The sequence below is a fragment of the Paraburkholderia saeva genome, from assembly GCF_907164555.1.
Classification (GTDB): Bacteria; Pseudomonadota; Gammaproteobacteria; order Burkholderiales; family Burkholderiaceae; genus Paraburkholderia; species Paraburkholderia saeva.
This window is the reverse complement of record NZ_CAJQZC010000003.1, coordinates 290,814-315,428: the sequence shown is the minus strand read 5'-3', so window position 1 is coordinate 315,428 and position 24,615 is coordinate 290,814. Positions and strand designations below refer to the sequence as shown.

Annotated in this window: 25 protein-coding genes; 13 read left to right on the top strand and 12 right to left on the bottom strand. The window is 63.5% G+C overall.

Translation table 11 applies throughout. From position 1 onward, the window contains the following. Positions 1-84 precede the first annotated feature (84 nt). Together LPA36_RS09580 and LPA36_RS09575 are read right to left on the bottom strand one after the other, a co-directional pair. A complete protein-coding gene (locus LPA36_RS09580; protein ID WP_228875911.1) occupies positions 85-378 on the bottom strand; it encodes a hypothetical protein in 294 nt (97 codons plus the stop codon). A gap of 265 nt (positions 379-643) precedes the next feature. Continuing rightward, positions 644-1,465 carry an alpha/beta fold hydrolase gene (locus LPA36_RS09575; RefSeq protein ID WP_228875910.1) on the bottom strand — a complete coding sequence of 274 codons (822 nt, stop codon included), beginning with the start codon at positions 1,463-1,465 and terminating at the stop codon, positions 644-646. A gap of 212 nt (positions 1,466-1,677) precedes the next feature. Between LPA36_RS09575 and LPA36_RS09570 the strand changes: the two genes are divergently transcribed. Further along, entirely contained in the window at positions 1,678-3,042 is a 1,365-nt protein-coding gene (locus LPA36_RS09570; protein WP_228875909.1) for a TAXI family TRAP transporter solute-binding subunit, read from the top strand. 16 nt (positions 3,043-3,058) lie between these two features. Here the strand turns inward: LPA36_RS09570 and hpxZ are convergent, their stop codons facing one another. Genes hpxZ through LPA36_RS09545 form a run of 5 tightly spaced genes read right to left on the bottom strand, consistent with a single transcriptional unit; the run spans position 3,059 to position 7,106 of the window. Continuing rightward, entirely contained in the window at positions 3,059-3,451 is a 393-nt protein-coding gene (hpxZ, locus tag LPA36_RS09565) for an oxalurate catabolism protein HpxZ (protein ID WP_228875908.1), read from the bottom strand. Further along, a complete protein-coding gene (locus LPA36_RS09560) occupies positions 3,448-4,893 on the bottom strand; it encodes an AtzE family amidohydrolase (protein ID WP_228875907.1) in 1,446 nt (481 codons plus the stop codon). The genes hpxZ and LPA36_RS09560 overlap by 4 nt, the downstream gene beginning before the upstream one ends. Next, entirely contained in the window at positions 4,890-5,102 is a 213-nt protein-coding gene (locus LPA36_RS09555) for a DUF4089 domain-containing protein (protein WP_228875906.1), read from the bottom strand. The genes LPA36_RS09560 and LPA36_RS09555 overlap by 4 nt, the downstream gene beginning before the upstream one ends. A 10-nt stretch (positions 5,103-5,112) precedes the next feature. Then, positions 5,113-6,291 (bottom strand): amidase, encoded by a 1,179-nt coding sequence (locus LPA36_RS09550; protein WP_228875905.1) that lies wholly within the window; start codon positions 6,289-6,291, stop codon positions 5,113-5,115. Further along, the gene (locus LPA36_RS09545; RefSeq protein WP_228875904.1) at positions 6,288-7,106 is read right to left on the bottom strand and encodes a cysteine hydrolase family protein; all 819 of its coding nucleotides are present in this window, start codon (positions 7,104-7,106) and stop codon (positions 6,288-6,290) included. Before LPA36_RS09545 ends, LPA36_RS09550 begins: the two co-directional genes overlap by 4 nt. Positions 7,107-7,372: 266 nt before the next feature. On the opposite strand from LPA36_RS09545, the gene LPA36_RS09540 reads away from it, so the two are divergent. The 5 genes from LPA36_RS09540 to LPA36_RS09520 all read left to right on the top strand — a co-directional run bounded on the left by LPA36_RS09540 (position 7,373) and on the right by LPA36_RS09520 (position 12,874). Then, positions 7,373-8,338 carry a BMP family protein gene (locus LPA36_RS09540; RefSeq protein WP_228876517.1) on the top strand — a complete coding sequence of 322 codons (966 nt, stop codon included), beginning with the start codon at positions 7,373-7,375 and terminating at the stop codon, positions 8,336-8,338. After that, positions 8,335-9,948: an ABC transporter ATP-binding protein gene (locus tag LPA36_RS09535; protein ID WP_228875903.1), complete on the top strand. Its 1,614-nt coding sequence runs from the start codon at positions 8,335-8,337 to the stop codon at positions 9,946-9,948. Before LPA36_RS09540 ends, LPA36_RS09535 begins: the two co-directional genes overlap by 4 nt. 44 nt (positions 9,949-9,992) lie before the next feature. Next, complete coding sequence (locus tag LPA36_RS09530; protein ID WP_407674260.1) at positions 9,993-11,063, top strand: ABC transporter permease; 1,071 nt, start codon at positions 9,993-9,995, stop codon at positions 11,061-11,063. After that, on the top strand, positions 11,060-11,977 hold the full coding sequence (locus tag LPA36_RS09525; protein WP_228875902.1) for an ABC transporter permease: 918 nt from the start codon (positions 11,060-11,062) through the stop codon (positions 11,975-11,977). The genes LPA36_RS09530 and LPA36_RS09525 overlap by 4 nt, the downstream gene beginning before the upstream one ends. Before the next feature lie 114 nt (positions 11,978-12,091). Then, positions 12,092-12,874, top strand: a complete 783-nt coding sequence (locus tag LPA36_RS09520; protein ID WP_228875901.1) for a TetR family transcriptional regulator — start codon at positions 12,092-12,094, stop codon at positions 12,872-12,874. A gap of 46 nt (positions 12,875-12,920) precedes the next feature. On the opposite strand, the gene LPA36_RS09515 is transcribed toward LPA36_RS09520, so the two are convergent. From LPA36_RS09515 to LPA36_RS09505, 3 genes are all read right to left on the bottom strand, one after another. Continuing rightward, positions 12,921-13,526, bottom strand: coding sequence for a methyl-accepting chemotaxis protein (locus LPA36_RS09515; protein WP_228875900.1), 606 nt, complete (start codon positions 13,524-13,526; stop codon positions 12,921-12,923). Between the two features lie 286 nt (positions 13,527-13,812). Next, positions 13,813-14,133: a DUF4148 domain-containing protein gene (locus LPA36_RS09510; protein ID WP_228875899.1), complete on the bottom strand. Its 321-nt coding sequence runs from the start codon at positions 14,131-14,133 to the stop codon at positions 13,813-13,815. A gap of 224 nt (positions 14,134-14,357) precedes the next feature. Continuing rightward, entirely contained in the window at positions 14,358-15,383 is a 1,026-nt protein-coding gene (locus tag LPA36_RS09505) for a LacI family DNA-binding transcriptional regulator (protein WP_228875898.1), read from the bottom strand. A gap of 231 nt (positions 15,384-15,614) precedes the next feature. Here LPA36_RS09505 and LPA36_RS09500 point away from each other — a divergent pair, with 231 nt between their 5' ends. The 7 genes from LPA36_RS09500 to LPA36_RS09470 all read left to right on the top strand — a co-directional run bounded on the left by LPA36_RS09500 (position 15,615) and on the right by LPA36_RS09470 (position 23,147). Beyond that, the gene (locus tag LPA36_RS09500; RefSeq protein WP_228875897.1) at positions 15,615-16,763 is read left to right on the top strand and encodes an ABC transporter ATP-binding protein; all 1,149 of its coding nucleotides are present in this window, start codon (positions 15,615-15,617) and stop codon (positions 16,761-16,763) included. Between the two features lie 123 nt (positions 16,764-16,886). Further along, positions 16,887-18,170, top strand: coding sequence for an ABC transporter substrate-binding protein (locus tag LPA36_RS09495; protein ID WP_228875896.1), 1,284 nt, complete (start codon positions 16,887-16,889; stop codon positions 18,168-18,170). A gap of 93 nt (positions 18,171-18,263) precedes the next feature. Further along, entirely contained in the window at positions 18,264-19,169 is a 906-nt protein-coding gene (locus LPA36_RS09490; protein ID WP_228875895.1) for a carbohydrate ABC transporter permease, read from the top strand. 18 nt (positions 19,170-19,187) lie between these two features. Further along, positions 19,188-20,039, top strand: coding sequence for a carbohydrate ABC transporter permease (locus tag LPA36_RS09485; RefSeq protein ID WP_228875894.1), 852 nt, complete (start codon positions 19,188-19,190; stop codon positions 20,037-20,039). A gap of 28 nt (positions 20,040-20,067) precedes the next feature. After that, positions 20,068-22,032, top strand: a complete 1,965-nt coding sequence (locus LPA36_RS09480) for a beta-galactosidase (RefSeq protein ID WP_228875893.1) — start codon at positions 20,068-20,070, stop codon at positions 22,030-22,032. Positions 22,033-22,125: 93 nt separating this feature from the next. Continuing rightward, on the top strand, positions 22,126-22,437 hold the full coding sequence (locus LPA36_RS09475; protein WP_228876515.1) for a hypothetical protein: 312 nt from the start codon (positions 22,126-22,128) through the stop codon (positions 22,435-22,437). 17 nt (positions 22,438-22,454) lie between these two features. Continuing rightward, complete coding sequence (locus LPA36_RS09470) at positions 22,455-23,147, top strand: aspartate/glutamate racemase family protein (protein ID WP_228875892.1); 693 nt, start codon at positions 22,455-22,457, stop codon at positions 23,145-23,147. An 83-nt stretch (positions 23,148-23,230) separates the two neighbouring features. Here the strand turns inward: LPA36_RS09470 and LPA36_RS09465 are convergent, their stop codons facing one another. Further along, a complete protein-coding gene (locus LPA36_RS09465; protein ID WP_090536450.1) occupies positions 23,231-23,509 on the bottom strand; it encodes an HU family DNA-binding protein in 279 nt (92 codons plus the stop codon). Between the two features lie 293 nt (positions 23,510-23,802). Then, a complete protein-coding gene (locus LPA36_RS09460; protein ID WP_228875891.1) occupies positions 23,803-24,501 on the bottom strand; it encodes a YceH family protein in 699 nt (232 codons plus the stop codon). Positions 24,502-24,615: the final 114 nt, after the last annotated feature.

Here is a 24,615-nt window from a genome sequence, read left to right as displayed (position 1 = left end):
GATGTGACGAACCGATGACGCGGGGACATTCATCGGCGTACTGGAAGACATAACCTGGGCGCGGCGCAATACGCCGCGCGAAGGTCATGCGAAGTCGGGAACCAGGACGGACGGCGGCTCGAGCGCGGCCCAGCGGGTCCAGCCCGGCGCCTGGCCGGACGCCTTGATTCGCACGGCGCGCGAACCGTCGACAAAAACCAGCGACTCGATATCGAGTTCGCTGTCAGACGTGGGATTACCTGTGCTGACGCGGCCCTGCTGATGCGTGAAGTCGAGGTTGCCTTCGCGCAACAGGTTGAGGTACGTATCGCGCCCGGCCATAGCCGGCTTGCGATCCCAGCGGTTTAAAAGTGTGGCTGCAATTTCGGCATCGAACATGCTGATCTCTCCTTGCCTGTGCGTCATGGTCCCGCAAAAGGCAAATGCCGGGGCGCTCCGTGCGGCGCCTCGAGCAGTCTGGAAGACACCATTAATTCGATCACTATACGCGAAAAAACTGGAAATGGTGCAACGCACAATACGTGACACATCGTGCGGTCGGGCGTACTGCGGCGCAACCGCCGTGAGATCGTCGCCAGGGAACGGCGAGGGCGCACGGGGTTGCGCGTGCAGCAGTCAGGAAGCCCGCGTCACTCACGCCGCATCACGACTCCAGAAACGCAAGCAGGTCGGCGTTGACCCGGTCGGCCATCGTCGTACACATGCCGTGCGCACCGCCCTCGTACACCTTCAGCGTCGCGTTCGGGATGATCTTCGCGGAAAGACGGCCCGCTTCGTCGATTGGCACGATCTGGTCGTCGTCGCCGTGCAGCACGAGCGCGGGCACATCGATCTTTTTCAGGTCTTCGGTGTAGTCAACTTCAGAGAACTGCTTGATGCAGTCGTACTGGCCGCTGATCGAGCCCGCCATGCCCTGTGCCCAGAACGAGTCGATCACGCCCTGCGATATCTTCGCGCCCGGCCGGTTGTAGCCATAAAACGGCACCGCGAGATCCTTGTAAAACTGCGAGCGGTCGTCCACGACACCCTTGCGGATGCCGTCGAACACGTCCATGGGCAGACCCTTCGGATGCGCTTCGGTTTTCACCATCAGCGGCGGCACCGCGCCGATCAGCACGGCCTTTGCGACGCGCATCGTGCCGTGGCGGCCGATGTAATGCGCGACTTCGCCGCCGCCCGTCGAATGGCCGACGAGCATCGCGTCCTTCAGATCCAGATGCACGATGAGCGCGGCGAGATCGTCCGCGTAGGTGTCCATGTCGTTGCCGCTCCACGGCTGGCCGGAGCGCCCATGACCGCGACGGTCGTGCGCGATGACCCGATAGCCTTTCTGGACGAGGAACAGCATCTGGGCATCCCACGCGTCGGCGGTCAGCGGCCATCCGTGCGAGAAGACGACGGGGCGACCCGTGCCCCAGTCCTTGTAGAAAATCTCCGTGCCGTCTTTCGTCGTGATCGTGCTCATGGAATCATCTCCTGGGTAGAGGGGTGAACCGGACTGCCGGATTACTGCCTTGCGAGGTAAGCTTCCAGACCATACTAGACCGCCAATATGACGCCGTCGCACTCGCTGCCATTCCGCGCGTGCGGTCATGGGAGGATTCCGGGCTTTTCGTCCACTTCGCGGTGCCGCCGGTGCGACGGGCGGGCCCACAACAGCTTTCCGGGGAACGACGTATGAGCGAGCGTCACGAGCAGGACCCGCCGCACCGGCGCTACCGCCACGGCACGACGGGGTGGCACGACCATCTCCTCGTCTGGGGACCCGTCACGCTATTCTGCGCGCTGGCGCTCGGACTCTTCATCTGGGTCGTCGATCCTGCGCCGCCAAAGGTGATCGTCATGAGCGCGGGGCCGAAGGACAGCACGCTGCTGCCCGCCGCCGAGGCATATCGCGAGATTCTCGCGCGCAACGGCGTCACGCTGAAGGTGCTGACGTCCGATGGCTCGGTCCAGAACCTGGAACGGCTGCTCGACCCCAAACAGCATGTCGATGTCGCCCTCGTGCAGGGCGGCATCGCGCAGGGCGTGGATACGTCGTCGCTGATGTCGCTTGGCAGCGTGTTCTACGCGCCGGTCGTCGTGTTCTATCGGGGCAAGGGCCTCGACCGGCTTTCGCAACTGACGGGCAAGCGCATTGCGATCGGACGGGAAGGCAGCGGCACACGCCGGCTTTCGCTTGCCCTGCTGAGAGCGAATGGCATCGAGCCGGGCAGCACCACGACGCTGCTGTCGACGGACGGCGTCGACGCCGCCCGACAGGTCATCGCGGATCAGGCGGACGCCGCCATATTCAACGGCGACTCGGCCACGCGCGCGATGATGCTGCGGCTCATGCAGGTGCCGGGCGTTTCCGTCATGAACTTTTCCGAAGCGGCGGCTTACACGCGCCTCTTTCCTTATCTGAACGAAATCGACCTGCCCACCGGCCTCCTCGATCTCGGGCACAAGATTCCACCCGACACCATCCATCTGATCAGCCCGACCGTCGAAATCGTCGCGCGTTCGAGCCTTCACCCTGCCGTGTCCGATCTCATCATCGAGGCCGCGCAACAGGTTCACGGCACGGCGGGCCTGTTGCAGCGGGCGGGCGAATTTCCAAGCCCGATCGCACACGAATACCGGATCAGCGAAGACGCTGTGCGGTATTACCGCTCTGGCAAAAGCTTCTTCTATCGCACCCTGCCGTTCTGGCTTGCGAGCCTCGCCGACCGGTTGCTGGTCGTCCTGCTGCCTGCGCTGGTGCTGCTCTTTCCCGCGTTGCGCACGATCCCGGCGCTCTATCGCTGGCGCGTGCGTTCGCGGATCTATCGCTGGTACGGTTCGCTGATCGCGATCGAGCGCGGCGCGCTGGCAAAGGCATCAGGCGAAGAGCGCGCGGCGCTCCTCAAGGAACTCGATCACATCGAGGAAAGCATCAACCGTATGCGGATGCCGCTCGCCCATGCCGACGCGTTCTATGTCCTGCGCGAACACGTCGGCTTCGTGCGTTACCGGCTGACGGGCGAACGGCGCCCGGGTTATGACTTCGGCGAGCACTAGCGCCGCACTGTGCCGTTCAACCGGCACGCGCCGGTTCCATCCAGCTGACGTGCGCGCACACCACTTTCCAGCCGTCGCCGGTTTTCATCCACGTCTGGCTCTGGCGACCGATGCGCGCTTCGCCCGGCCGCCGGAACTCGATGTTCGTCACGGCAAACGCATCGCCGTACGTCGTGACCACACGCGCCGTCACCGTGCGTGCGAGCCCCTTGCCCGGCCGCGCGGCGCGAAACGCGCGGATCGCCTCGTAACCGTAGAGATTTTCGGTCGCGCCGTAGCGCAACGTCTGCGGCGAGTCGAGAAAAAGCGCGTCGAGCGCGGCGACGTCGTTGGTGACGAGCGCCACTTCATACGCGTCGAACACAGCGTTGACTTCGGCCAGCACATGCGGCTGATTGACTTCATTCATCGTCGGATTCCAGAGGAAGCGGCAGGCAACGGCAGACCGGCGAACAACAGCGCCGGCGGACAGTACGACATCTGCGCCGCTTCGAGACGGCGCGCGGCGTCGAACGCCAGATCCTCGCGCCACGGTGGCGCGATCAGCTGCACGGCAAGCGGCAGGCCGCTCGCCGCGCGCATCGGCACCGCGACGACCGGCAGACCAAGACACGACACCGGCTGCGTGAGGAGACCCAGATTCGGACGCGTGGCAAGCCGCTGGCCGTTGATCTCCATGAACTCTTCGCCGACGCGTGGCGCGACCACGGGCGTGGCCGGCGCGATCAGCACGTCGTAACGCTCGAAAAGTTCAAGCACGCGCCGTTGCAGCACGGCGCGCACGCGCTGTGCGTGCAGCAGCCACGCGGCGGGGAGCAACGCGCCCGCAATCAGCCGGTCTCGGGAGAGCGGCTCGTGTTCGTCGTAACGCGTGCGTAGCGTCGGCAGATGCAGCTGGCCGCCTTCGGCCGCCGTGATCAGAAACGCGGCGCTGCGTGACGCCTCGGCGTTCGGGAATGCGGCGGTTTCGGTGGCGTCGAGCGCCCGTGCGGCCGCGAGTGCGACACCGCGTGCATCGTCACTGGCGTGATCGTCGAAGTAGCCGTCAAGGCGCGCAATGCGTAACGTGCGCGCGGGCTTTGCATTGCTCACCGGCTCGATGGCGCGCGCCGAACACGCGGCGTCGAGCGGATCGACGAACTGTAGCGCGTCGTACGTGAGCGCGAGATCGCCGACGGTGCGTGCGAACGCGCCCATATGATCGATGCTCGCGACGAACGGGAACGTGCCATAGCGCGAAAGCCGGCCGAACGTCGGCTTCACACCGAACACGCCACACATCGACGCAGGCACGCGCACCGAGCCATTCGTATCGGTGCCGAGCGTGACCGGCACGAAGCCCGCTGCCACCGCCGCCGCGCTGCCACCCGACGAACCGCCCGCCGTGCGCGACAGGTCGTGCGGATTGCGGCACACGCCCGCATGATGGTTTTCGGTCGTGAAGCCGTACGCGAATTCGTCCATGTTCAGCGCGCCGACCATAATTGCGCCGCCCTCCCGCATGCGGCGCACGAGGGTGGAATCGGCGCTTGCGGGCGGATTGCCGGCGAGCACACGCGAGCCGGCGAGCGTCGTGAGCCCCGCGATGTCGAACAGGTTCTTCGCGGCGTACGGGACACCCGCGAGCGGCGGCAAGGTTTCGCCGCGCGCGCGGCGGGCGTCGAGCTGGCCGGCTTCTTCGAGCGCGCGCTCGACGGTGAGGTCAGTGAACGCGTTTACGTACGGATCGCCGGTTTCGATGCGGCTGAACGTATCGGCGACGAGTTCGCGAGAAGTGAATTCGCCGCGCGCATAAGCGCGCGCGATCCCGGTCGCGGTAACGGGGAAGCGGGAGGCACGGGCGTCGGTCATGCGCGGAACACCGGAGCGGGTTCGTCGTCTGCGTTCAGCGGGAACGCGAGCACCGGCACAGCAAGCATCGCGATGCGCGCGAACTGCGCCTGCACGCGGGCCTCCGCACCTTCGGGAAGCGTCTGGAAATGCAGCTTCAACGCGGCTTCGACGTAGGCCGTGCGCGTGTCGGCGTCGATCGTATGGGTTTTTGGGGAATCGTCGGACATGGGCTCACCGTTATTCGACAGAAGGAAAAAGCCGGCGCGCAAGCGCGATCAGCGTGCGGTCGCTGCCGCGCGGCCCGATCAGCGAGAGCGCCAGCGGCCGGTCGCGTTCATCCGCGAGAGGCACCGTGACCTGCGGCAAACCGGCCAGCGCGGCGATCGAGTCCATCGTCAGCGCGTCGCGGTAGAAGCTGGCGATACGCTCGCTGGGCGAATCTTTCTTTAACAGCGCGAGCGGCGTGGTCGGCAGCACGATGACCGCATCCGCGACCAGCGCATCGATACGCCGCGCGATATCTACGCGACGTTCGCGGCATCGTGCGACTTCGGCGTCATCGAGCGTATCGAGCCGGGCGAAGCGTGACGCGATGTCGTCGCCAAAGCGCGGCGAGGTCGTCTCGATCCACGCTTTCAGCGAAGTGCGGATCGCGTCGTCCTGAAGTTGCTGATAGCAGTGCAGCCACGCCGCCTGCTCGCCGTCGAACACGTTCGTCTCGCCCGGTCTGGCGGAACCCGCGGCCTCGGCAGCCGCAAGTGCGAACGCGCGCAGTTGTGCGGCATCGTCAGGCTCGTTCGCGGCGCGCGCGGCGAATGCCTCGGCGCACAGCGTGAAACCCGCAGGCACGCCGACAGGCGTGGTGCCGGCGAGCAGCACGTCGCCCACTTTGGCGAGCATCTCGCCCGTGCGCGCGAACCAGCCGACGGTATCGAAGAGCGGCGCGAACGGCAGGACGCCTGCGGCGGAAACGGCATCGTGCGTCGGCCGGATGCCCCACAGTCCGCAGAATGCAGCGGGCACGCGCACCGAGCCGCCCGTGTCGGTGCCGAGCGCGAAGTCGACGTCGCCGCTCGCCACTGTGGATGCCGACCCGCTCGAAGAGCCGCCAGGCAGCGCATGCGGCCAGCGGGGGTTCAGTGGCGTGCCGTAATGCGCGTTGACGCCTTCCAGGCTGTACGCGAGTTCGTCGGTGATCGTCTTGCCGTCGACGGCCGCGCCCGCGGCCAGCAGCATCGCAACGGCGGGCGCGTGAGCGTCGGCCTCCGTGTGAGTCGCAAGCCAGTCAGGATTGCCGCCACCCGTGACGACGCCTTCCACGTCGATCAGGTCTTTCACCGCGAAGCGCAGCCCGTCGAGCGGGCCGCTCGCGGTCGGCTCGACGCGCAGCCGCTCGCCGGGAATGAACGCGCTCATCGTGCGCCTCCGTGATCGTTGCTCTTGAGGGCAGACTCCAGCTGCATCGAGTCGGCCACGAAGCCGAAGCACTTCTTCACGTTCCACTCCGTCGCTTCGACACAGAATGCAGGCGATGAGGTCGCGCAGCAGTCCGACAGCAGCACGCAGCCGTAGCCCAGGAAATTCGCATCGGTCAGCGTGTGCAGCACGCACTGATCGGTATTCACGCCCGCGAAAAACACGGTACGAGTACCGAGATTACGCAGAATGCTGTCGAGCGGCGTATCCCAGAAGCCGCTGATCCGGTATTTGTCGACGCGGATATCCTGCGGCCCGGGTGCCAGCTCATCGACGACGGCTGCGGCCCACGAATCCTTTTCGAGCACATGCGCGCCGTGCTCCGGCAGCGGCTCGCCCAACCCGATACCGGTGCCCGTCGGCTTGTACAGATGCAACTGGTTAGGCGGCATGTTGGCGAGGTCGGGCCGGTTTCCCCAGTTCACCCAGATCACCGGCACACCCATTTCGCGCACCACGGGCAAGAGGCGCTGCAATGGTGCAATCGGTGCGCGGTCGGCTTCGTAGTCGCCCCCAAGATGGGCGACCCAACCCCCTTTGGTGCAGAAGTCGTTCTGCATATCGATGACGATCACCGCCGCGCGGTTGATGTCAAAACGGACTTTCTGCGGCGCCGAATCGAGCGTCGTCACGCGCGCGGCGGGCACCGCCGGCGTCATGTCGACGACCTCTTTCGTCGCGCTCCAGCGCGTCTGCCCGAACACGCCAAGCGCGCCGGGAAGCGTTGCCGTATCGGGGTTCCGGGTGTTTTCCAAGGTGCTCTCCGTGTCTCTGCTTCGATCGAAAATAAAGGTGGGCGATGTCGTGCGTGAGCGGCCGGTCGGGTCCGCCTTCATGAAGCGCGTCGCGCGTTTTCCTGCTCCGTTTGCACCTTCCGTTTTGACGGATGGCATCAAAGTTGCGTTGTGCGTTTCGTTCATGAATAACCTACTTACCGAAACCTCACGCAAAAGGAGTGCCAGTGATGTCCCAACCCACGCAGAAATCGAAAGGCGGATCGCACCGCCGCCTGCTGTCCCGCATGCTCGTTCTGACAGGTGTCGTCGCACTGAGCGCTCCTGCGTTTCTGTCGGAAGTGGCCCATGCCGCCGACGAAACGATGCGCGTCGGCGTGCTGATCCCCGGCTCGAAGACCGACAAGGGCTGGATGGAATCGGGTTACGACGGCGTGGTGGCAGCGGAGAAAGAGTTCGGCCCGAAGCTGAAGACGCAGATCATCGAGAACATCAACTACGCGGACATGGAGCAGGCGCTCACGAACCTCGCGTCGAAGAACCAGCTGGTAATCGGCGTCGGTGGTCAGACGCAGGCCGCCGTGCTGAAGATCGCGAAGCGCTTTCCGAACGTGAAGTTCTCGATTGTCGGCGGCAGCAAGGGCGAATCGATGCCGCCCAACGTCGCGGGCTACGATGTCAAGCAGGCTGAAATCGCGTTCGTCGCCGGTGCCGCCGCCGCGATGCTCACGAAGACGAACGCCGTGAGCTACACGGGCGGCATGGAAATTCCGTCGATCGTCAACGCGGGCAAGGAATTCGGCAACGGCGCACGTTACATCAACCCGAAGATCAAATACTTCGAGAGCTACACCGGCGACTTCGACAACGTCGCGAAGGCGCGTGAAGCCACCGCCGCCGCCATCGCGCAGGGTGCCGATGTTCACTATCACATCCTGAACCTCGGACTGCGCGGGCTCGAACAGGCCGCAAAGGAAAAGAACACGCACGTCATCGGCAGCTATACGGACCGTTGCGGCACCGATCCGCTGTATGTTGCGTACAGCATCACAGGCGTCGGCTTCCAGGCACAATACGCGATCGAGCAGCTGGAAAAAGGCACATGGCAGCCGGGCTACAAGCCGTTCGGTCTCGCGATGGGTCCGAAGGCTTCGGGTATCGCTGTCTGCCAGTCGACGCCGGCGATGGATGCGAAGCTCAAGCAGATCGAGCAGGACATCCTGAGCGGCAAGATCAAGGTCTCCGAAGGATGAACGCGCTCGCCTCCGCCGCTTCGGGCGCTTCGGCAGGGCCGCTGGCGTCGGCGGCGCCAATCCTGTCGCTTGCCGGTATCGGCAAGCGCTTCGGCACGTTCCAGGCGCTCGACGACGTCTCGCTCGATCTGATGCCGGGCGACGTGCATTGCCTGCTCGGCGAAAACGGCGCGGGCAAATCGACGCTGTGCAACGTCATCTTCGGCGTGCATCAGCCCGATGCCGGCACGATGCACGTGAATGGCGCGCCCTATCACCCGCGCAGTCCGGCCGATGCGCTGTCGAATGCCATCGCGATGGTGCATCAGCATTTCAGCCTCGTCGACGATGCCACCGTGCTCGACAACCTGCTGCTCGGTCAGGCGCGCGGCTGGCTCAATCGGGCAGCGCACGCGAAGCGCGTGCGCGAGGTGCTCGACAGCGTCGGCCTCGATCTGCCGCTCAACGTGCGCGTCGCGGATCTTTCGGTGGGTGAGCGGCAGCGCGTCGAGATCGTCAAATGCCTGATGCGCGAGCCGCAACTTCTGCTGCTCGACGAACCCACCGCCGTGCTGCTTCCCGCGCAGATCGATGCGCTCCTCGACACCTGCGCGCGCGTCGCGCAACGCGGCTGCGCGGTCGTGCTCGTCACGCACAAACTGAAGGAGATCAGCCGCATCGCTTCACACGCGACGGTGTTGCAATCGGGGCGTGTCGTCGCGCGTTCTGCTTCGCCCGCAACGGAAATCGACCGCCTCGTGCACGCGATGATTCACCGCGCCACCGCAAGTGATTCGCCCGACGATCATCTCGACGCGGTCGGCAAGCTGTCGCTCGATCAGCCCGTCCATGCGTCGCCGTACTCGCGCCCGCTCGGCGACGAAGTGCTGCAGGTCGACGGCCTCAGCGCGCGCGACGCCGATGGCGCGACGCGTCTTGCCGAATGCACGCTCGTCGTGAATCGCGGCGAGATCGTCGGTATCGCGGGCGTGGAAGGTAATGGACAAAGCGAGCTGGGCGCGGTGCTGGCCGGCATGATGCCCGCTGCGTCTGGACGTTTCTTTGTCGCGGGACAGGACATGACGGGGGCGACCCCGCGCGAGCTGACCCGCGCAGGTGTCGGCATCGTGCCCGAGGACCGGCACGCGGTGGGATGCGTGACGGGCATGAGCCTCACCGACAATCTGCTGCTGAATCACCTCGACGCATACACACGCGGCGGCTTCCTGCGGCGACGGGCGATGCGCGAAGCGGCCCGCGAATTGATGACGCGTTTCGACGTACGCGCAAGCGGCCCCGATGCGCTCCTCGGCGGTCTCTCCGGCGGCAACCAGCAGAAGGCCGTGCTGGCGCGCGAACTCACGCTCGATCCACTGCTCTTCCTGCTCGCCGCGCAACCGACGCGCGGCCTCGATGTCGGCGCCGTGGCCGCGGTGTATTCGCACATTCGCGCCGCACGCGATCGCGGCGTCGGCGTGCTGTTGATCTCATCCGAACTCGACGAACTGCTGAGCGTCGCCGATCGCATCGTCGTGCTGTACCGCGGCCGCATCATGGGCAGTTGCACGCCCGACGCGGCGAACCGTGGTCGTATCGGCGCATGGATGGCGGGCGCGGGAGAAAGCGCATGAATCTCGACATGAAACTCCACGGCACCCGCGCGTGGCTGCGCGACATGCGCGGCGCAAACAGCGGCTCGCCGCAACTGCGCGTCGCGCTCGTGATTGGCGCGGCCGTTGCGTTCGCGATCGTCGCGGCATTGCTGCTGATCGCGATGATGCACGTCTCGATCGGTGAAGCGCTCGCCGCGTTCGCCGACGGCGCATGGGGATCGGCGTACGCGGTCGGCGCATCGCTGAACCGCAGTCTCGCGTTCGCGCTCGTCGGCACGGGCTTCGTGATCGCCGACCGCGCGCGTCTCACGAACGTCGGCGGCGAAGGACAGATCGCGATCGGCGGTATCGCAGCCACCGCGATGAGCCTGTACGGCGGCTGCGCGGGTCTGCCGTTCGGACTCGCGTTCGTCGTGCCGATGCTCACCGCCGCCGCGGCCGGCGCGGTATGGGCCGGCGTGCCGGGCGTGCTCAAGGCGAAGGTCGGCACCAACGAAGTCATCAGCACGCTGCTGCTGTCGTTCGTCGCCGTGTGGCTCCTGTACTGGTGCGTGCAGAGCGAAGCGCTGCTGCGTCAACCGATGACGAACGCGTCGACATTACCCGAATCGCTCGAAATTCCCGATGCGACGAAACTGCCTGGCATCTTCGTCGCGAGCGGTATGAACCTGCACATCGGCCTGCCGCTCACGCTCGTACTGGCAGTCGCTTCGGCCGTGCTGTTGCGGCGTACGCGTTTCGGGCTGTGCCTGCGAGCCGCCGGTCTGAATCCGGTTGCCGCACGCCGCGCCGGGCTGCCGATCACCTCGGCGCTGGTCGGCGCGCTCGCGCTTGCCGGCGCGTTCAGCGGGTTGGCCGGCGCATTGATGCTGCAGGGCGACCAGTTCTCACTGAAAGCGGGCTTTTCGTCCGGTTACGGATTCGACGGCCTCGTCGTCGGCCTGCTCGCGCGCGGCTCGATTACCGGTGTGTTCGCGGCCGCGTTGCTGTTCGGCTTTCTGCGCTCGGGCGGCATCAACATGGAAATGGTTGCGGCAGTACCGTCGGCGCTCGTGCTGATCGTGCAGGGCATCGTCACGGTCGCGCTGGCGGGCGGCGCCATGTGGCTCGAACGTGGAGGAGCACGGCAATGAACATGGATCTGCTGGCTGTTTTCGTGGGCGCGTCGATCCGCCTCGCCGCACCCATGATGCTTGCCTCCACCGGCGAGCTGATCAGCGAGCGCGCGGGCGTGCTGAACATGAGCGTCGAAGGGATGATGCTCACAGGCGCGTTTCTCGGCGCGACGTTCTCGTGGCTCACGGGCTACCCGACGCTCGGGCTGCTCTGCGGCATCATCGGCGTGATTCCGCTCGCACTGTTGCAGGCGTTTCTCAGCATCACGCTGCGCGCAAACCAGATCGTGACGGGCATCGGCATCAACATTCTTGCGCTCGGCGGAACAACGCTCGCATATCGCGAAGTATTCGGCGAACGTTCGAGCGCCGTGATTCCTGGTCTCGCGCGCTGGTCGCCGCCCGTGCTCGGGCAGTTGCCGGTGATTGGCGAACCCGTGTTTCATCAGGTGTGGCTGCTGTACGCGGGCGTGCTCGTGCTGATCGGCACTTCGGTGGTGATGCGTCGCACATCGCTCGGCGTCGCGCTACATGCAGCGGGCGTCGCGCCGCGCGCCGTCGATCAATCCGGGCTTTCGGTTGCCGGGCTGCGCTACGGCGCGGTGGTGTTTTCCGGCGTGATGTCGGCGGCGGCGGGCTGCTTCATTTCGATCGGCGACATTCATACCTTCACCGAAGGCATGACGAACGGCTCCGGCTATCTCGCGATTGCCGCGATCATCTTCGGCAACTGGAAAATCGGACGCACTGCCCTCGCCTGTCTGCTGTTCGGCGCGGCAACTGCCATGCAGTTCCAGTTGCCGATGTTCGGCATTCACGTGCCGACCGCGCTCCTCATCATGCTGCCGTATCTGCTTGCGCTCGTCGCCGTCGCGGGCCTGATCGGACGACAGACCGCACCGCCTGCGTTGACGCAGCCGTTCCGCCGGTGAGCGGCGCAGCGCGTTTTTCCGGCGGACGGCGAATTCCGGTATCGCTGCGCAGTAGTACCATCGCTGACACGATGTCTTGCGAGCGGGCGCCTCGCCACTTTCACGGGTCCACTCATGGTACGTAAGACGCAGCACGCAGCGAAATCGCCGAAGGCAGTCAAGACCACGAAGTCATCAAAGACGTCAAAGACGTCGAAGCCTGCGAAGGTAGCGCAGATCGAAGACAAGGCGGGCACGCCCACCAGCCGGCAGAAGCTTGCTGCGAAAACGCGGGAGCGCATGCTCAGGATTGCGATCCGCGAATTCGCGGACAAAGGCTACAGCGGTGCGCGCGTCGAAACGATCGCGAGCCGCTCGAAGGTCAACATCCGGATGATTTATCACTACTTCGGCGGCAAGGAAAAGCTCTACGTCGAAGTGCTGGAACATGTGCTTGCGCGACTACGCGAAGCGGAACTCGCGGTCACGCTCGATGTGAACCGTGTCGATCCCGCAGCAGGCATCCTGCAGCTATACGATTTCACGGAAGGCCATTTCTCGACCCATCCCGAACTGCTGTGCCTGCTCTCGTGGGAAAACCTCAATCGCGCGCGTTTTTTGAAGTTGTCCAAAGTGATTCCGGCGATGTCGTCGCCGGTTCTCGACAAGTTGCGCACGCTGCTCGAACGCGGCGAAGCGTCGGGCACACTGCGCATCGGCATCGATCCGCTGCACATGTACGTGACGCTGGTGAGCCTTGCGTATTTTCACAAGTCGAATGCGTACACGCTTTCAAAGATGTTCGATGCCGACATGCTCGCACCCGGCTGGCAGACGGCGCACAAGCATCAGGCACATGAAGTTGTGCGCGCGTTTCTGAACAGCGGTGTCATGCCGGGCATCGTCAAGGCAGCTTGACGCGATGTTTTACGTGACGGACGTTACGTTTCTCCAGGCTTTCTCTTCACGCGGCCCGCAAAACCTCTTCCTGAGCCCCCGACGTGCGCACGGCAAGCAGCGAGGCGCGCTTCGCGCCGACCGAATTCTGACGCACGGTTGCGATCAGCTTCTCGATTCGCACCATCGTTTCTTCCAGCGACGCAGCCTGCGCTTCCGTGCGCGACGAATGATGCGGCTGAGCGCCCACGTTCTGCGAAACGGCTATCGACGTCGCCGCCACGTTCTGGCTCACATGATGTCCAACACTCGACAGGCTGCTCTGGATCTCGACGAGCGCGGCTCGCAGCGCGGCGATTTCATCGGCGCTGGTTCCTTCGAACGGCGATGCGAATGCGGTTTCTGCGCCCTTGCCGCCTGCATCGATCAGGCGCGCGATCCGCCGCCGGAATACGACCGCGTCGATCAGGCCACCCGTGCAGGCTGCCAGCATCAAGGCGGCGCTGATCACCGACACGCGCGCCACGACCTGCATCTGAACATCGGTTGACTTCACGGCGGCGCTGTAATGCCCGAGCGAGCGCTGCAGCGAAGAAGCGCCGTACATTGCGCCTGCGAACATCAAGAGAAGCGCTGCGGCAAAAGCCAGAAAAAGTTTGTTCGAGCGTTTCACGGTTCTCCTCACTGAAGCATTAGCGCCGCACGTTATCGGCATTCATATTTCATCCGCGGTCTGCGCTTTTGCTTCGCGCACCCTGTATCCGGTTTTACGGCCGCGATTGACCGCGCTTGAGCGATTCAGATAGAGCCCTGATTATTTTTATTCGAGTGGATTTTTTGCGGCTCCGCAGCGAGGGGAATGATGCAAGGAAACGCTCTTGTGAAACACCTGCGCCGGAAAGAACGAAAGCCCGCCAATGCGGGCTTTCTACATTTACGACAGGTGCAGCGTCTGCGCCTTAGTGCGCGATATAGACCGGCGGCGAATACGAGCTGGCTGTGAATTCACCGCGGGCACCCGCCTGCGACGAGCCATTCGTCGACGGACCGTAACCGCTATGCTGCGCAGCAAAGTTTTGCGTGGTAACACGGGCTTCGGCAGCCTGGATGTTCTCCGGATAGTTGATCGCATCGCCGTTCGGGTTGTAGCCGGCTTTTTCGAGCTTGACCAGATCGGCACGAACTTCAGCGCGGGTTACGGAACTGTTCGATTGTGCGAACGAAACAACGGGAGCAGCGAGCACTACAGCGAGAGCAACAGCCTTGATGAGCGACTTCATGGTAACTACCTCCGAATAATCTGTCTTGACTGGGTCTGCAAACCGGTTTGTTTGCAGCGATTGAAGCCAGTTTAGGAGCAGAGATACCTCGGGATAAATACCGGAAAGGCGAAATCACTGTTTTGAATTTCAGCCCAATTGCAAAGCCTTATGGGGCGGGCGATTCAGGCGACGCGGCCCGCCCCCGACACCAGCGCCGGAACCCGTTTCGCGAGCGGTTTGCGTCAACCGGGCCGCTTCGGCGCGCAGGTGGACTGGCGCACGACCAGCTTCGGCGGCGGTCCCTGCAGCATCGGAGGAGACACGTCGACGCGCTCCTTCTGCATCAGCTGGATCAGCAGGTCGATGGACAGCGCGGCGATCTCGCTCGTGTTGATCGCGACCGTCGTGAGCGCCGGACGCACCTGATGCGCGAGCTGAATGTCGGTGATGCCGATCACCGAGACGTCTTCGGGCACCTGACGGCCCAGCGCCGCAAGCGCCTGCATCGCGCCGATCGCGAGCAGGTCGTTCGTGGCGAAGATTGCCGTGAGGTCGGGTGTATTCGACATCAACTGGATGCACGCCTCGTAGCCCGCATCGATCGAGTCGCGAATCTGCAGCACGGCGGCGGCGTCCGGTTCGATGCCGCTCGCGCGCATGACCTCGCGAAAGCCGTTCGCGCGCGCGTCCTGCAAACCGCCGCAGCCGTCGCCAACCAGCATGCCGATCTCCCGATGCCCGAGTTCCAGCAGATGCGTCGCAGCCAGCGCCCCGGCACGCGCGAAATCGACCGCGACGCACGGCAACCCGGGCGGCGACTCGGGATGCTCCCACAGGCTCAGCACGATCGGCGCGCCAATTGCCGCCGAAGCGCACAGCTCGTTGATCGCGATGTCCGTGTTCAGCACGATCACGCCTTCGGCCAGCGTGCCCGCGACCTGCGTGAGATACGCGCGGCCGGTTTCGGCGTCGTCGTCGGTGTTGCAGACCATCAGGAAATAACCCGCGCGGCGCGCGGCGCGCTCGGCCGCGAGCACGAACTCCGGATAGAACGGATTGGCGATGTTCCCGAGCATCATCGCGAGCGTCGAAGAACGGCCCTCGGCCAGCGCCCGCGCATTCAGGTTCGGCCGGTAGCCGAGTTCGCGGATCGCGCTCAGCACACGTTCGGCCGTTTCGGGACGCACCTTCTCACGGTTGCGCAACACGTTCGACACGGTCGCTGCCGTGACCCGCGCGCGACGCGCGACTTCGGTCAACGTGACCATGGCGATCCGGTCTGCGCCGTCGCAATGCCACCAAATCCCACATTCAGGGAATGACAACCAGATGTTGCACGCCCGGCACAGGCTTTGTTAAGTTTCATGAAAATACTCCGGAGACAGACATCGTGATTTCAAATCCCAGCCACGAATTTAAGCGCTTAAATGCGCACAGCGCAAGCTCTTCGCCGATTTTTTTGCAGCGGAATTTAAGCGCTTAAATCGCGGGAGGCGAGCATGTCAGCGATCAGTCTCACGCAGGTCGAAAAGTCATACGGCAACCATGTGCCGGTGATCCGGCGTCTGAATCTCGATATCGGCGAACACGAATTCTGCGTGTTTCTCGGGCCATCGGGATGCGGCAAATCCACGTTGCTGCGAATCATCGCGGGTCTCGAAGACATGACCGAAGGCGACCTCCATATCGGCGGCAAGCTGATGAACGGCATCCCTTCTGCCGAGCGCGGCGTCGCCATGGTGTTCCAGAGCTACGCGCTCTTTCCGCACATGACGGTGTTCGAAAACATGGCGTTCGGCTTGCGTCTCGCGAAAACGCCGAAGGATGTCATCGACCGCAAGGTGCGCGAGGCCGCGCGGATTCTTCAACTCGATGCCCTGCTCGATCGTCAGCCGAAAGCGCTCTCGGGCGGCCAGCGTCAGCGCGTGGCGATTGGCCGCGCGATCGTGCGCGAACCCGGCGTGTTCCTGTTCGACGAACCACTGTCCAATCTCGATGCGGCGTTGCGCGGTCAGACGCGCATCGAGATCGCGCGCCTGCATCAGCGTTTCGCGCAGGCAAGCGTGGTGTACGTCACGCACGATCAGGTCGAGGCGATGACGCTCGCCGATCGCATCGTGCTACTGCATGCCGGCGCGGATACGCAGCGCTTTGGCAGCATCGCGCAGGTTGGCGCACCACTCGAGCTTTATCATCGCCCGGCTTCGCGTTTCGTTGCGGGTTTCATCGGCTCGCCACGCATGAACTTTATCGACGCCCGCGTCGATTCGATTGAAGCGGGTCGCGTCGTGGTCAGGCTCGCACAGGGCGACGAAAAACTCGCGGTCTGCGTCGACGGCACGCGCCTTGTGCGCGATCAGCCGGTGACGCTCGGCATTCGCCCCGAACACGTGCGTACCGATGGCGAAGCGCAGTCGCTTCGCGCCGTGGCGACGCTCACGGAGCAACTTGGCGAACACAGTTACATCCACGTCGACTACGCCGGCGGCGCACTGGTTTTCAAGGCGCCCGGCGATATGGCAACGCAACCTGGTGAGCGCATCGCGCTGCGTATTCCCGCTGACGCGTGTCATCTGTTCGACGCCGATGGCATTGCGCTCGAGCGCACGGTCGGCGGTTCCACGCTGCCCGCGCTTCAGGTTGCGTGAGGGTTTCAAAAGAGTTGCCTTAAAAGTTGTACCGCATGCGCCGGCCGCAGAGCCGGCAGGATCGACCGGCCGCGCCGTGCGTGCCGACATATAACGTAGACAACGTAGTCAAGGAGACAGCAGATGAAAACCAGTGGCATCAATCACACAAGGCTCGGCGCGCGTCGCACGACGCGCCTTTCCAGCGCCGTCGCCGCCGTCGCGGTGGTCACCGCGCTCTTCGCGGGTGTGACCGCGCAGGCCGGCGAACTGAACGTCAACGTGTCGGCGCGCGGCAACCAGCGCTCGACGTGGCAGGACGCGTTCGACAAGTTCAAGAAGGCCAACCCTGACGTCGACCTGAAAGTCACGTACGTCACCGAGGAAGCGTACAAGGTTCAGATGGGCGGCTGGCTCGCCACCGATCCGCCTGACGTCGTTTCGTGGCACGACGGCGAACGCATGGCGTATTACGCGCAACGCGGCCTGCTCGAAGACCTCTCGTCCGACTGGAGCAAGAACGGCTGGGACCAGCAATACGCTTCGGTGAAGGAAGCCTCGACGTACAAGGGCAAACAGTATGCGGCGCCGCTCGGCTACGACGCGTACGGTTTCTTCTATCGCAAGGATCTGTTCGAAAAAGCCGGCATCAAGAGCGAACCGAAAACGTGGGATGAATTTCTCGACGCCTGCAGGAAGCTGAAGGCAAGCGGCGTCGCACCGATTGCCGTCGCCGCGCGCGACAGCTGGACGCTCGCTGCATGGTTCGACTATCTCGACCTGCGCATCAACGGCAACGCGTTCCACCAGAAGCTGATGGCCGGCGAAATCCCGTACACCGACGCACGCGTGAAGAAGGTCTACACCGCATGGAAGACGCTGATCGACGATCACTACTTCATCGAAAACGCGCTCTCCTACGATCTCGATTCGATCGCACCGTTCCTCGTGAACGGCAAGGCGTCGATGATGCTGATGGGCACGTTCTTCTCCGCCAGCATTCCGGCGTCGGTGAAGCCTGAGACCGGCTTCTTCCGCTTCCCCATCGTCGACGCGAACGTGCCGACTGCCGAAGACGGCCCGGTCAACGTGCTGCTCGTGCCGGCCAAGGCGAAGAACAAGGCCGACGCGCGGCGCCTGCTTGCCTTCATGGAAACGCCGCAGATCAACGCGGATCTCGCGCGCGGCTGGGGCCAGTTGCCGTCGAACAGCAAGGCGGCGGAACCGGATGATCCGATCTCGAAGGTCGGCTTCCAGACCCTTGCAGGCACGACGGGCGGCATCGCGCAGTTCTACGACCGCGACATGACGAAGGAAATGGCCGACGAAGGCATGAAGGCGATGCAGCAGTTCTATAGCGATCCGTCGCAACTCGATTCGCTGCTCGCGCGACTCGAAGCGACCCGCAAGCGTATCTACAAGAAGTAACGTCTCTGTACAGGCGCCCCGGTGCGGTGAACGCATCGGGGCGCGGATTCAAGGCTCATCCGCATTTCCCGCGGACTTTACGAGGCCACTCGAATGTCTGATTCAGCAGCCCGCCCGCTGGCGACGGCTCGGGGCCGGCGCACGCCTGCAACCTTGAAACGTCAGCACCGTGCAGCGTTTTTCTTCCTGCTGCCGGCCTGTGCGCTCTTCAGCCTGTGCGTGCTCTATCCCATCATCGACAGCGTCGCGCTCAGCTTTTACGACTGGGACGGCATGACGCCGAAAACCTTCGTCGGCTTCGCGAACTACATCGAGCTGTTTCATGCGGACGTGTTCTATGTCGCGTTGAAGAACAACCTGATCTGGCTGGCCGTCTTCCTGCTCGCGCCGCCGCTCGGCCTTGCGTTCGCGCTGTATCTGAACCAGCAGATCAAGGGCATGCGCATTGTGAAGTCGCTGTTCTTCGCGCCGTTCGTGCTGTCGGGTGTGGTGGTCGGGCTCGTGTTCAGCTGGTTCTACGACCCGACGTTTGGTCTGCTCAAGCTCTTCGTCGGGCATGGCATTCCCGTGCTGGGCGATCCGCACACCGTGACGTTCGGCATTGTCTTTGCCGCACTGTGGCCGCAAACACCGTATTGCATGGTGCTGTATCTCACGGGGCTGACGGCCATCAATCCGGAAGTCGTCGAAGCCGCCCGCATGGAAGGCGCTAAAGGCGTGCGGCTGCTATGGCACGTGATCCTGCCGCAACTGCGGCCCGCGACGTTCATGGCCGTCGTGCTTACCGTGATTGGCGCGTTGCGCAGTTTCGACCTGATTTCGGTGATGAGCGGCGGCGGTCCATTCGACAGCTCCACCGTGCTCGCCTATTACATGTACGACCAGGCGATCAAGTATTACCGCGAAGGCTATTCGGCTTCGATTGCGGTCGTGCTGTTCGCGATCATGCTGGTCTACATCGTGTTCCATCTGCGCCGGATGCTGCGCGAAGAACGCTGAATTACGGAGACTGCCCTCATGTACCCGCTTCCCGTCGAACGATGGAAACCGCTCAACCGCGCGTTATACAAGGCCTCGCTGCCCCTCGCGCTCCTTATCTGGCTGCTGCCGATGCTCGCCGTACTCGTGACGTCGATACGCTCGTCTGAAGAACTCTCGCAAGGCGATTACTGGACCTGGCCGAAACACTTCGCGCTGTGGGACAACTACGGCGCCGCGCTCACGCAGACGCCGATGCTGCACTACTTTGCGAACAGCGTGCTGATCACGGTGCCTTCGGTGCTTGGCGCCATGCTGCTCGCCTCGATGGCGGGCTTCGCGCTCGCGACCTATCGCTTTCGCGGCAACACGGCCGTGCTGTTCGCGTTCGTCGCGGGCAACTTCGTGCCGGTGCAGATCCTGATGATTCCCGTGCGCGACATGGCGCTCAAGGTCGGCCTCTACAACACCGTATGGGCGCTGGTGATTTTTCACATTGCGTTTCAGACCGGCTTCTGCACGCTTTTTCTTCGCAACTTCATCAAGCAGTTGCCGTTCGAACTGATCGAAGCCGCCCGCGTGGAAGGCGCAAGCGAGTGGACCGTCTACGCACGCATCGTCCTGCCGCTGGTCCGCCCGGCGCTTGCCGCACTCGGCATTCTTGTCTTCACGTTCGTCTGGAACGACTACTTCTGGGCGTTGTGCCTCACGCAGGGCGATGAGGCCGCGCCGATCACCGTCGGCGTCGCCGCGCTCAAGGGCCAGTGGACGACCGCGTGGAATCTCGTCGCGGCGGGTTCCGTGCTGGCCGCAATGCCTTCCGTGCTGATGTTCTTCGCGATGCAGAAGCATTTCGTTGCAGGCCTGACGTTCGGTGCAAGCAAAGGCTGACCCATTACTTTTACCAGAGAGAATCCTGATGCAGCTAGGTGTCTGCTATTACCCGGAACAATGGCCGCAATCGATGTGGGCCGACGACGCGAAGCGGATGGTCGAACTCGGCATTTCGCACGTACGTATCGCCGAATTCGCGTGGAGCCGGATGGAGCCGCGTGCCCATGAATATGACTGGGCCTGGCTCGACAAGGCGGTCGCGACGCTCGCCGATGCGGGTCTGAAGATCATTCTCGGCACGCCCACTGCGTCGCCGCCGAAGTGGCTGGTCGACGCGTATCCAGACATCCTGCCGGTGCGCGCGGATGGTACGCGCTGGAACTTCGGTTCGCGTCGTCACTATGACGTGTCCAGCGAACGCTATCGCGAGGAGTGCGTGCGTATCGTCACGGTGATGGCGCAACGTTACGGCAGGCATCCGTCGGTGATCGCATGGCAGACCGACAACGAGCTTGGCTGCCACGACACGATACCGAGCTGGTCCACGGCTGCGCTGACGCGTTTCAGAGCGTGGCTCGCGCGCCGTTACGAAACCGTCGACGCACTGAACCGCGCATGGGGCAACGTGTTCTGGAGCATGGAATATCCGTCGTTCGATTCGATCGAACTGCCGAACCTCACGCCCACCGACGCGAATCCCATTCACCTGCTCGACTTCCGCCGTTTCATGTCGGATGAAGTCGCGAGCTTTCATCGCGAACAGGCCGACGTGTTGCGCACATTCGCGCCCGGCGCGGACGTGCTGCACAACTTCATGGGTTTCTTCACTAGCTTCGATCACTACCGTTTCGCGGAAAACAACGCGATCGATGTCGCCGCATGGGACAGCTATCCGCTTGCGCGCACGGAAGTCATCGCGCTGCCCGACGAGGACAAGGCGCGGTATGCGCGCACGGGCCATCCCGATGTGTCCGCCTTCGATCACGACCGCTATCGCGCGATTGGATCGGGCCGCTTCTGGATCATGGAACAGGAAGCCGGTCCGGTAAACTGGGCGCCCTGGAATCCGGTGCCGGCGCCGGGCATGGTTCGACTGTGGGCGTATGAAGCGTTTGCGCACGGCGCGGAACTGGTGTCGTATTTCCGCTGGCGTCAGTGTCCATATGCGCAGGAGCAGATGCATTCCGGGCTCAATCTGCCGGATAACCAGCTCTCACCAGGCGGCCTCGAAGTTGCACGGGCGGCGCAGGAAATCGCGGGATCTGCGGTGCTGTCCGGCCTCGCACCCGCTTCGCGTGCGCAGGTCGCGCTCGTGTTCGACTACGAGACGCAGTGGATGTTCGAGATCCAGCGGCATGGCAAGACGTTCGACTACCAGACGCTCGCGTTCGACTACTACCAGGCGTTGCGCGAAATGTCGCTCGACGTCGACATCGTTTCGCGTCACGCGGATTTTTCGCAGTACGCGCTGGTGGTCGTTCCGAGTCTCGCCGTAATGTCGGATGACCTTGTGCAGGCGATTGAACATTCTTCGGCACAGTGGGTGTTCGGACCGCGCAGCGGATCGCGCACGTCGGAGTTTTCGATTCCCGCGACGCTGCCGCCTGGTCTGCTGCAGTCCGCGCTGCCGGTACGCGTGCTGGAAGCAGAATCGCTGCGTCCGACGCTCAAACCGGCGACGTCCCTGCATGGCGTCGCAGGCAGCGCGATTCACTGGCGCGAGCATCTTCAACCCGGCGACGGTACCGAAGTGCTCGCGCGCTTTGACGACGGCTGGCCCGCGATCGTGTCGCGCGGACGCGTGCGTTATGCGGGCGCGTGGTTCGATCACGCGCTGCACCGCGCGCTGCTCGACGACGCCGCACGCGCCGCCGGTCTGGCTCTCGACACGTTGCCTGAAGGCCTGCGCGTTCGCCGTCGCGGCAACGTGACGTTCGCGTTCAACTTCGGCCCGGACGTCGTTGCTGCGCCCGCGCCTGAGAACGCGCGCTTCGTGCTCGGCGCACGCGAACTGCGCACCGCCGATGTCTGCGCGTGGCTCGACGCGTGATGGTGTAACGCCGGTGTCGGGCAGCGGTGCGCAGGTTGCCGGCGCCGGCGTATCATCACGGCTTCAATCGAGCGAAGAGGTGTAGCGGTGAAGATGAAATCGTGCCGGTCGTTGCTGGTAGCCAGTGCTATTGCCGTCGTGTTGCCACTCGCCGCATGCTCGCATGCACGACCCGTAGAGTTTTCGGCCGGCGCTGCGAACGATCCCGACTTCGCTGCGATGGACCAGTCAATGGCCCAGTGCAAATCGATCTCGCGCAACGCCGCGACGGATCAGTGCTCGAAGATCCGCGCTTACGAGTCGTGCATGAAATCGAAAGGCTACATCACGGTTCTCGGCCCGGAAAATCCCAAGGGTTGCGGTGACCCGGCATGGGAAAGCGACGTGCGCAAATGGCTCAACTGACTCCACCGACGACCGCCATGAAGACCATCGGACTGATTGGCGGCATGAGCTGGGAATCGTCGGCCGGGTATTACCGGCTGATCAACCAGGACATGAAGCAGCGTCTGGGCGGCCATCGCAACGCACGCAGCGTGATGGTCACGGTCAGTTTCGAAGAGATCAAGACGTTGCAGCACGAAGCGCGCTGGGATGAACTCGGCGAGCACATGAAGCAGGCGGCGTTGCAGGTGCAGGCGGCCGGCGCGGATTTCGTGCTGCTTTGCACGAACACCATGCATCGCGTAGCGCCCGTTCTGGAGGGCGCGCTCGACATTCCTTTTCTGCACATCGTGGACCCGACTGCAAAAGCGCTACAGGATGCGGGCGTTCGTCGCGTCGGGCTGCTGGGTACCGCGTTCACGATGGAGCAGGATTTCTATCGCGGGCGCATGCAGGATCGTTTTGGCATTGAAGTCGTCGTGCCCGACATCGAAGGGCGCGCGCTCGTCCATAAAGTGATCTACGACGAACTGTGTCACGGCATCGTGCGTGATGCGTCTCGAGAGGCTTACAAACGCATTATCGACAGCATGCAGGCCCAGGGTGTGGAGGGTGTCATTCTGGGGTGCACGGAAATTGCGCTCTTGATTGCGCAGAAAGATGTGGCGTTGCCCGTCTTCGATACCACCGCGCTGCATGCGCAGGCCGCGGTGAGCCGGGCATTGGCCTGACCCGTTTTATCTGCGGAAAAACCCGCAAAACGGGTCAGCCAGAAGCTGGCGCTGGCTTGTGACACAGCGCCACGAACGGTCGATCAGGACGCGTTCACGACTTCCTTGAACGACTTGCCGGCCACGAACTTGACCGTTTTCGCGGCTGCGATCTGGATTTCTGCACCCGTCGACGGGTTGCGGCCCACGCGCGCGGCGCGTGCGCCCGTCGAGAACGAGCCAAAACCGATCAGCTGGACGGTGTCGCCCTTTGCCACGGCGGAGGTCACTGCTGCGATGATCGCGTCGATCGTGCTGCCGGTCGCTGCCTTGCTTTCGCCCGTCGCTGCTGCGACGGCATCAATCAGTTCCTGTTTGTTCATTACTCATCCCGTTCGGTGATTGTGGTTCGAGCGCACGTAAAATGGCGCCCGGACCGACACCCTAACCCATCTGGGCGCGTCTGCGCAAATCTCTGATGGGGTAAGCGAACACGCCAGACGCCCCGGATGACGGCCTCCGGCAGCATCCCGAGGGGTCAATCTGCCCCAAAAATGCACGCGAAAACGGCCTTAAACCGGTCATTTCGACGGTGTACCAGGCAGTTCAGGTGATCCAGGCGCTTTCCATCGGCGAAAAAAACGACGCCGGCGGGGCAATTGCAAACCGCATGATGCTAGTCCGTGTCCTTGTTAACACTGATGCCAAGCTCGGCCGCCATCTTTTCGACCATCGCGCGCAGTTGATCGAGTTCATCGCGAAGCTGCTTCTGCTCCGCCCTCAACGATTCGAGTTCGGAAGGCGATATGGAATCATCGACGGCACTCCCCTCAGGTGCTTCCGGCATCACGACTTCGCCGCACAGCAGATGCATCCAGCGGCTTTCGCGCTCGCCCGGCGTGCGTGGCAGCTTGATCACGCGGGCGGGCTCGCTGCTGGCGAGTTCGTCGAGAAACACTTCCACTGAAGAGATATCAGCGAATCCATGCAGACGCGCACTGTTCAACCGCAGTTCAGCGGCCGTTTGCGGTCCGCGCAAAATCAGTGTCGTCAGCAATGCAGCGGACTGGCTCGGCACGCCGAGCACGCGCAACATGTTGTGCTCGAAACGCGGCACGCGGCTGCTGCTGCCCTCGGACGCAAGACTCAGACGCTTCAGGTTATCGAGCGTGGTGAGCACTTCAGCTTCGGTCACGTTCATCACCGGATTGCGCGCGGTCTTCTGGTTGCAGCCGGACGTGAGCGCGTTCAGCGAAAGCGGATACGTATCGGGAACGGTGTGCTGCTTTTCGAGCAATACGCCCAGCACGCGCGCTTCGAGCGGCGTCAGCGAACGTAGCGGCGGGCGCGTAAAAGACTCAGTCGTGGAATTCATTGTGTGTGCTTACGCTAGAGTGCAGAAACCTTACGGCGAACCCTATGATATCCCGCGCGCATATCGCGCATGTCAGGGCCGGCCTGGTTTAGCATCGGAAGTACACTTTGCCGG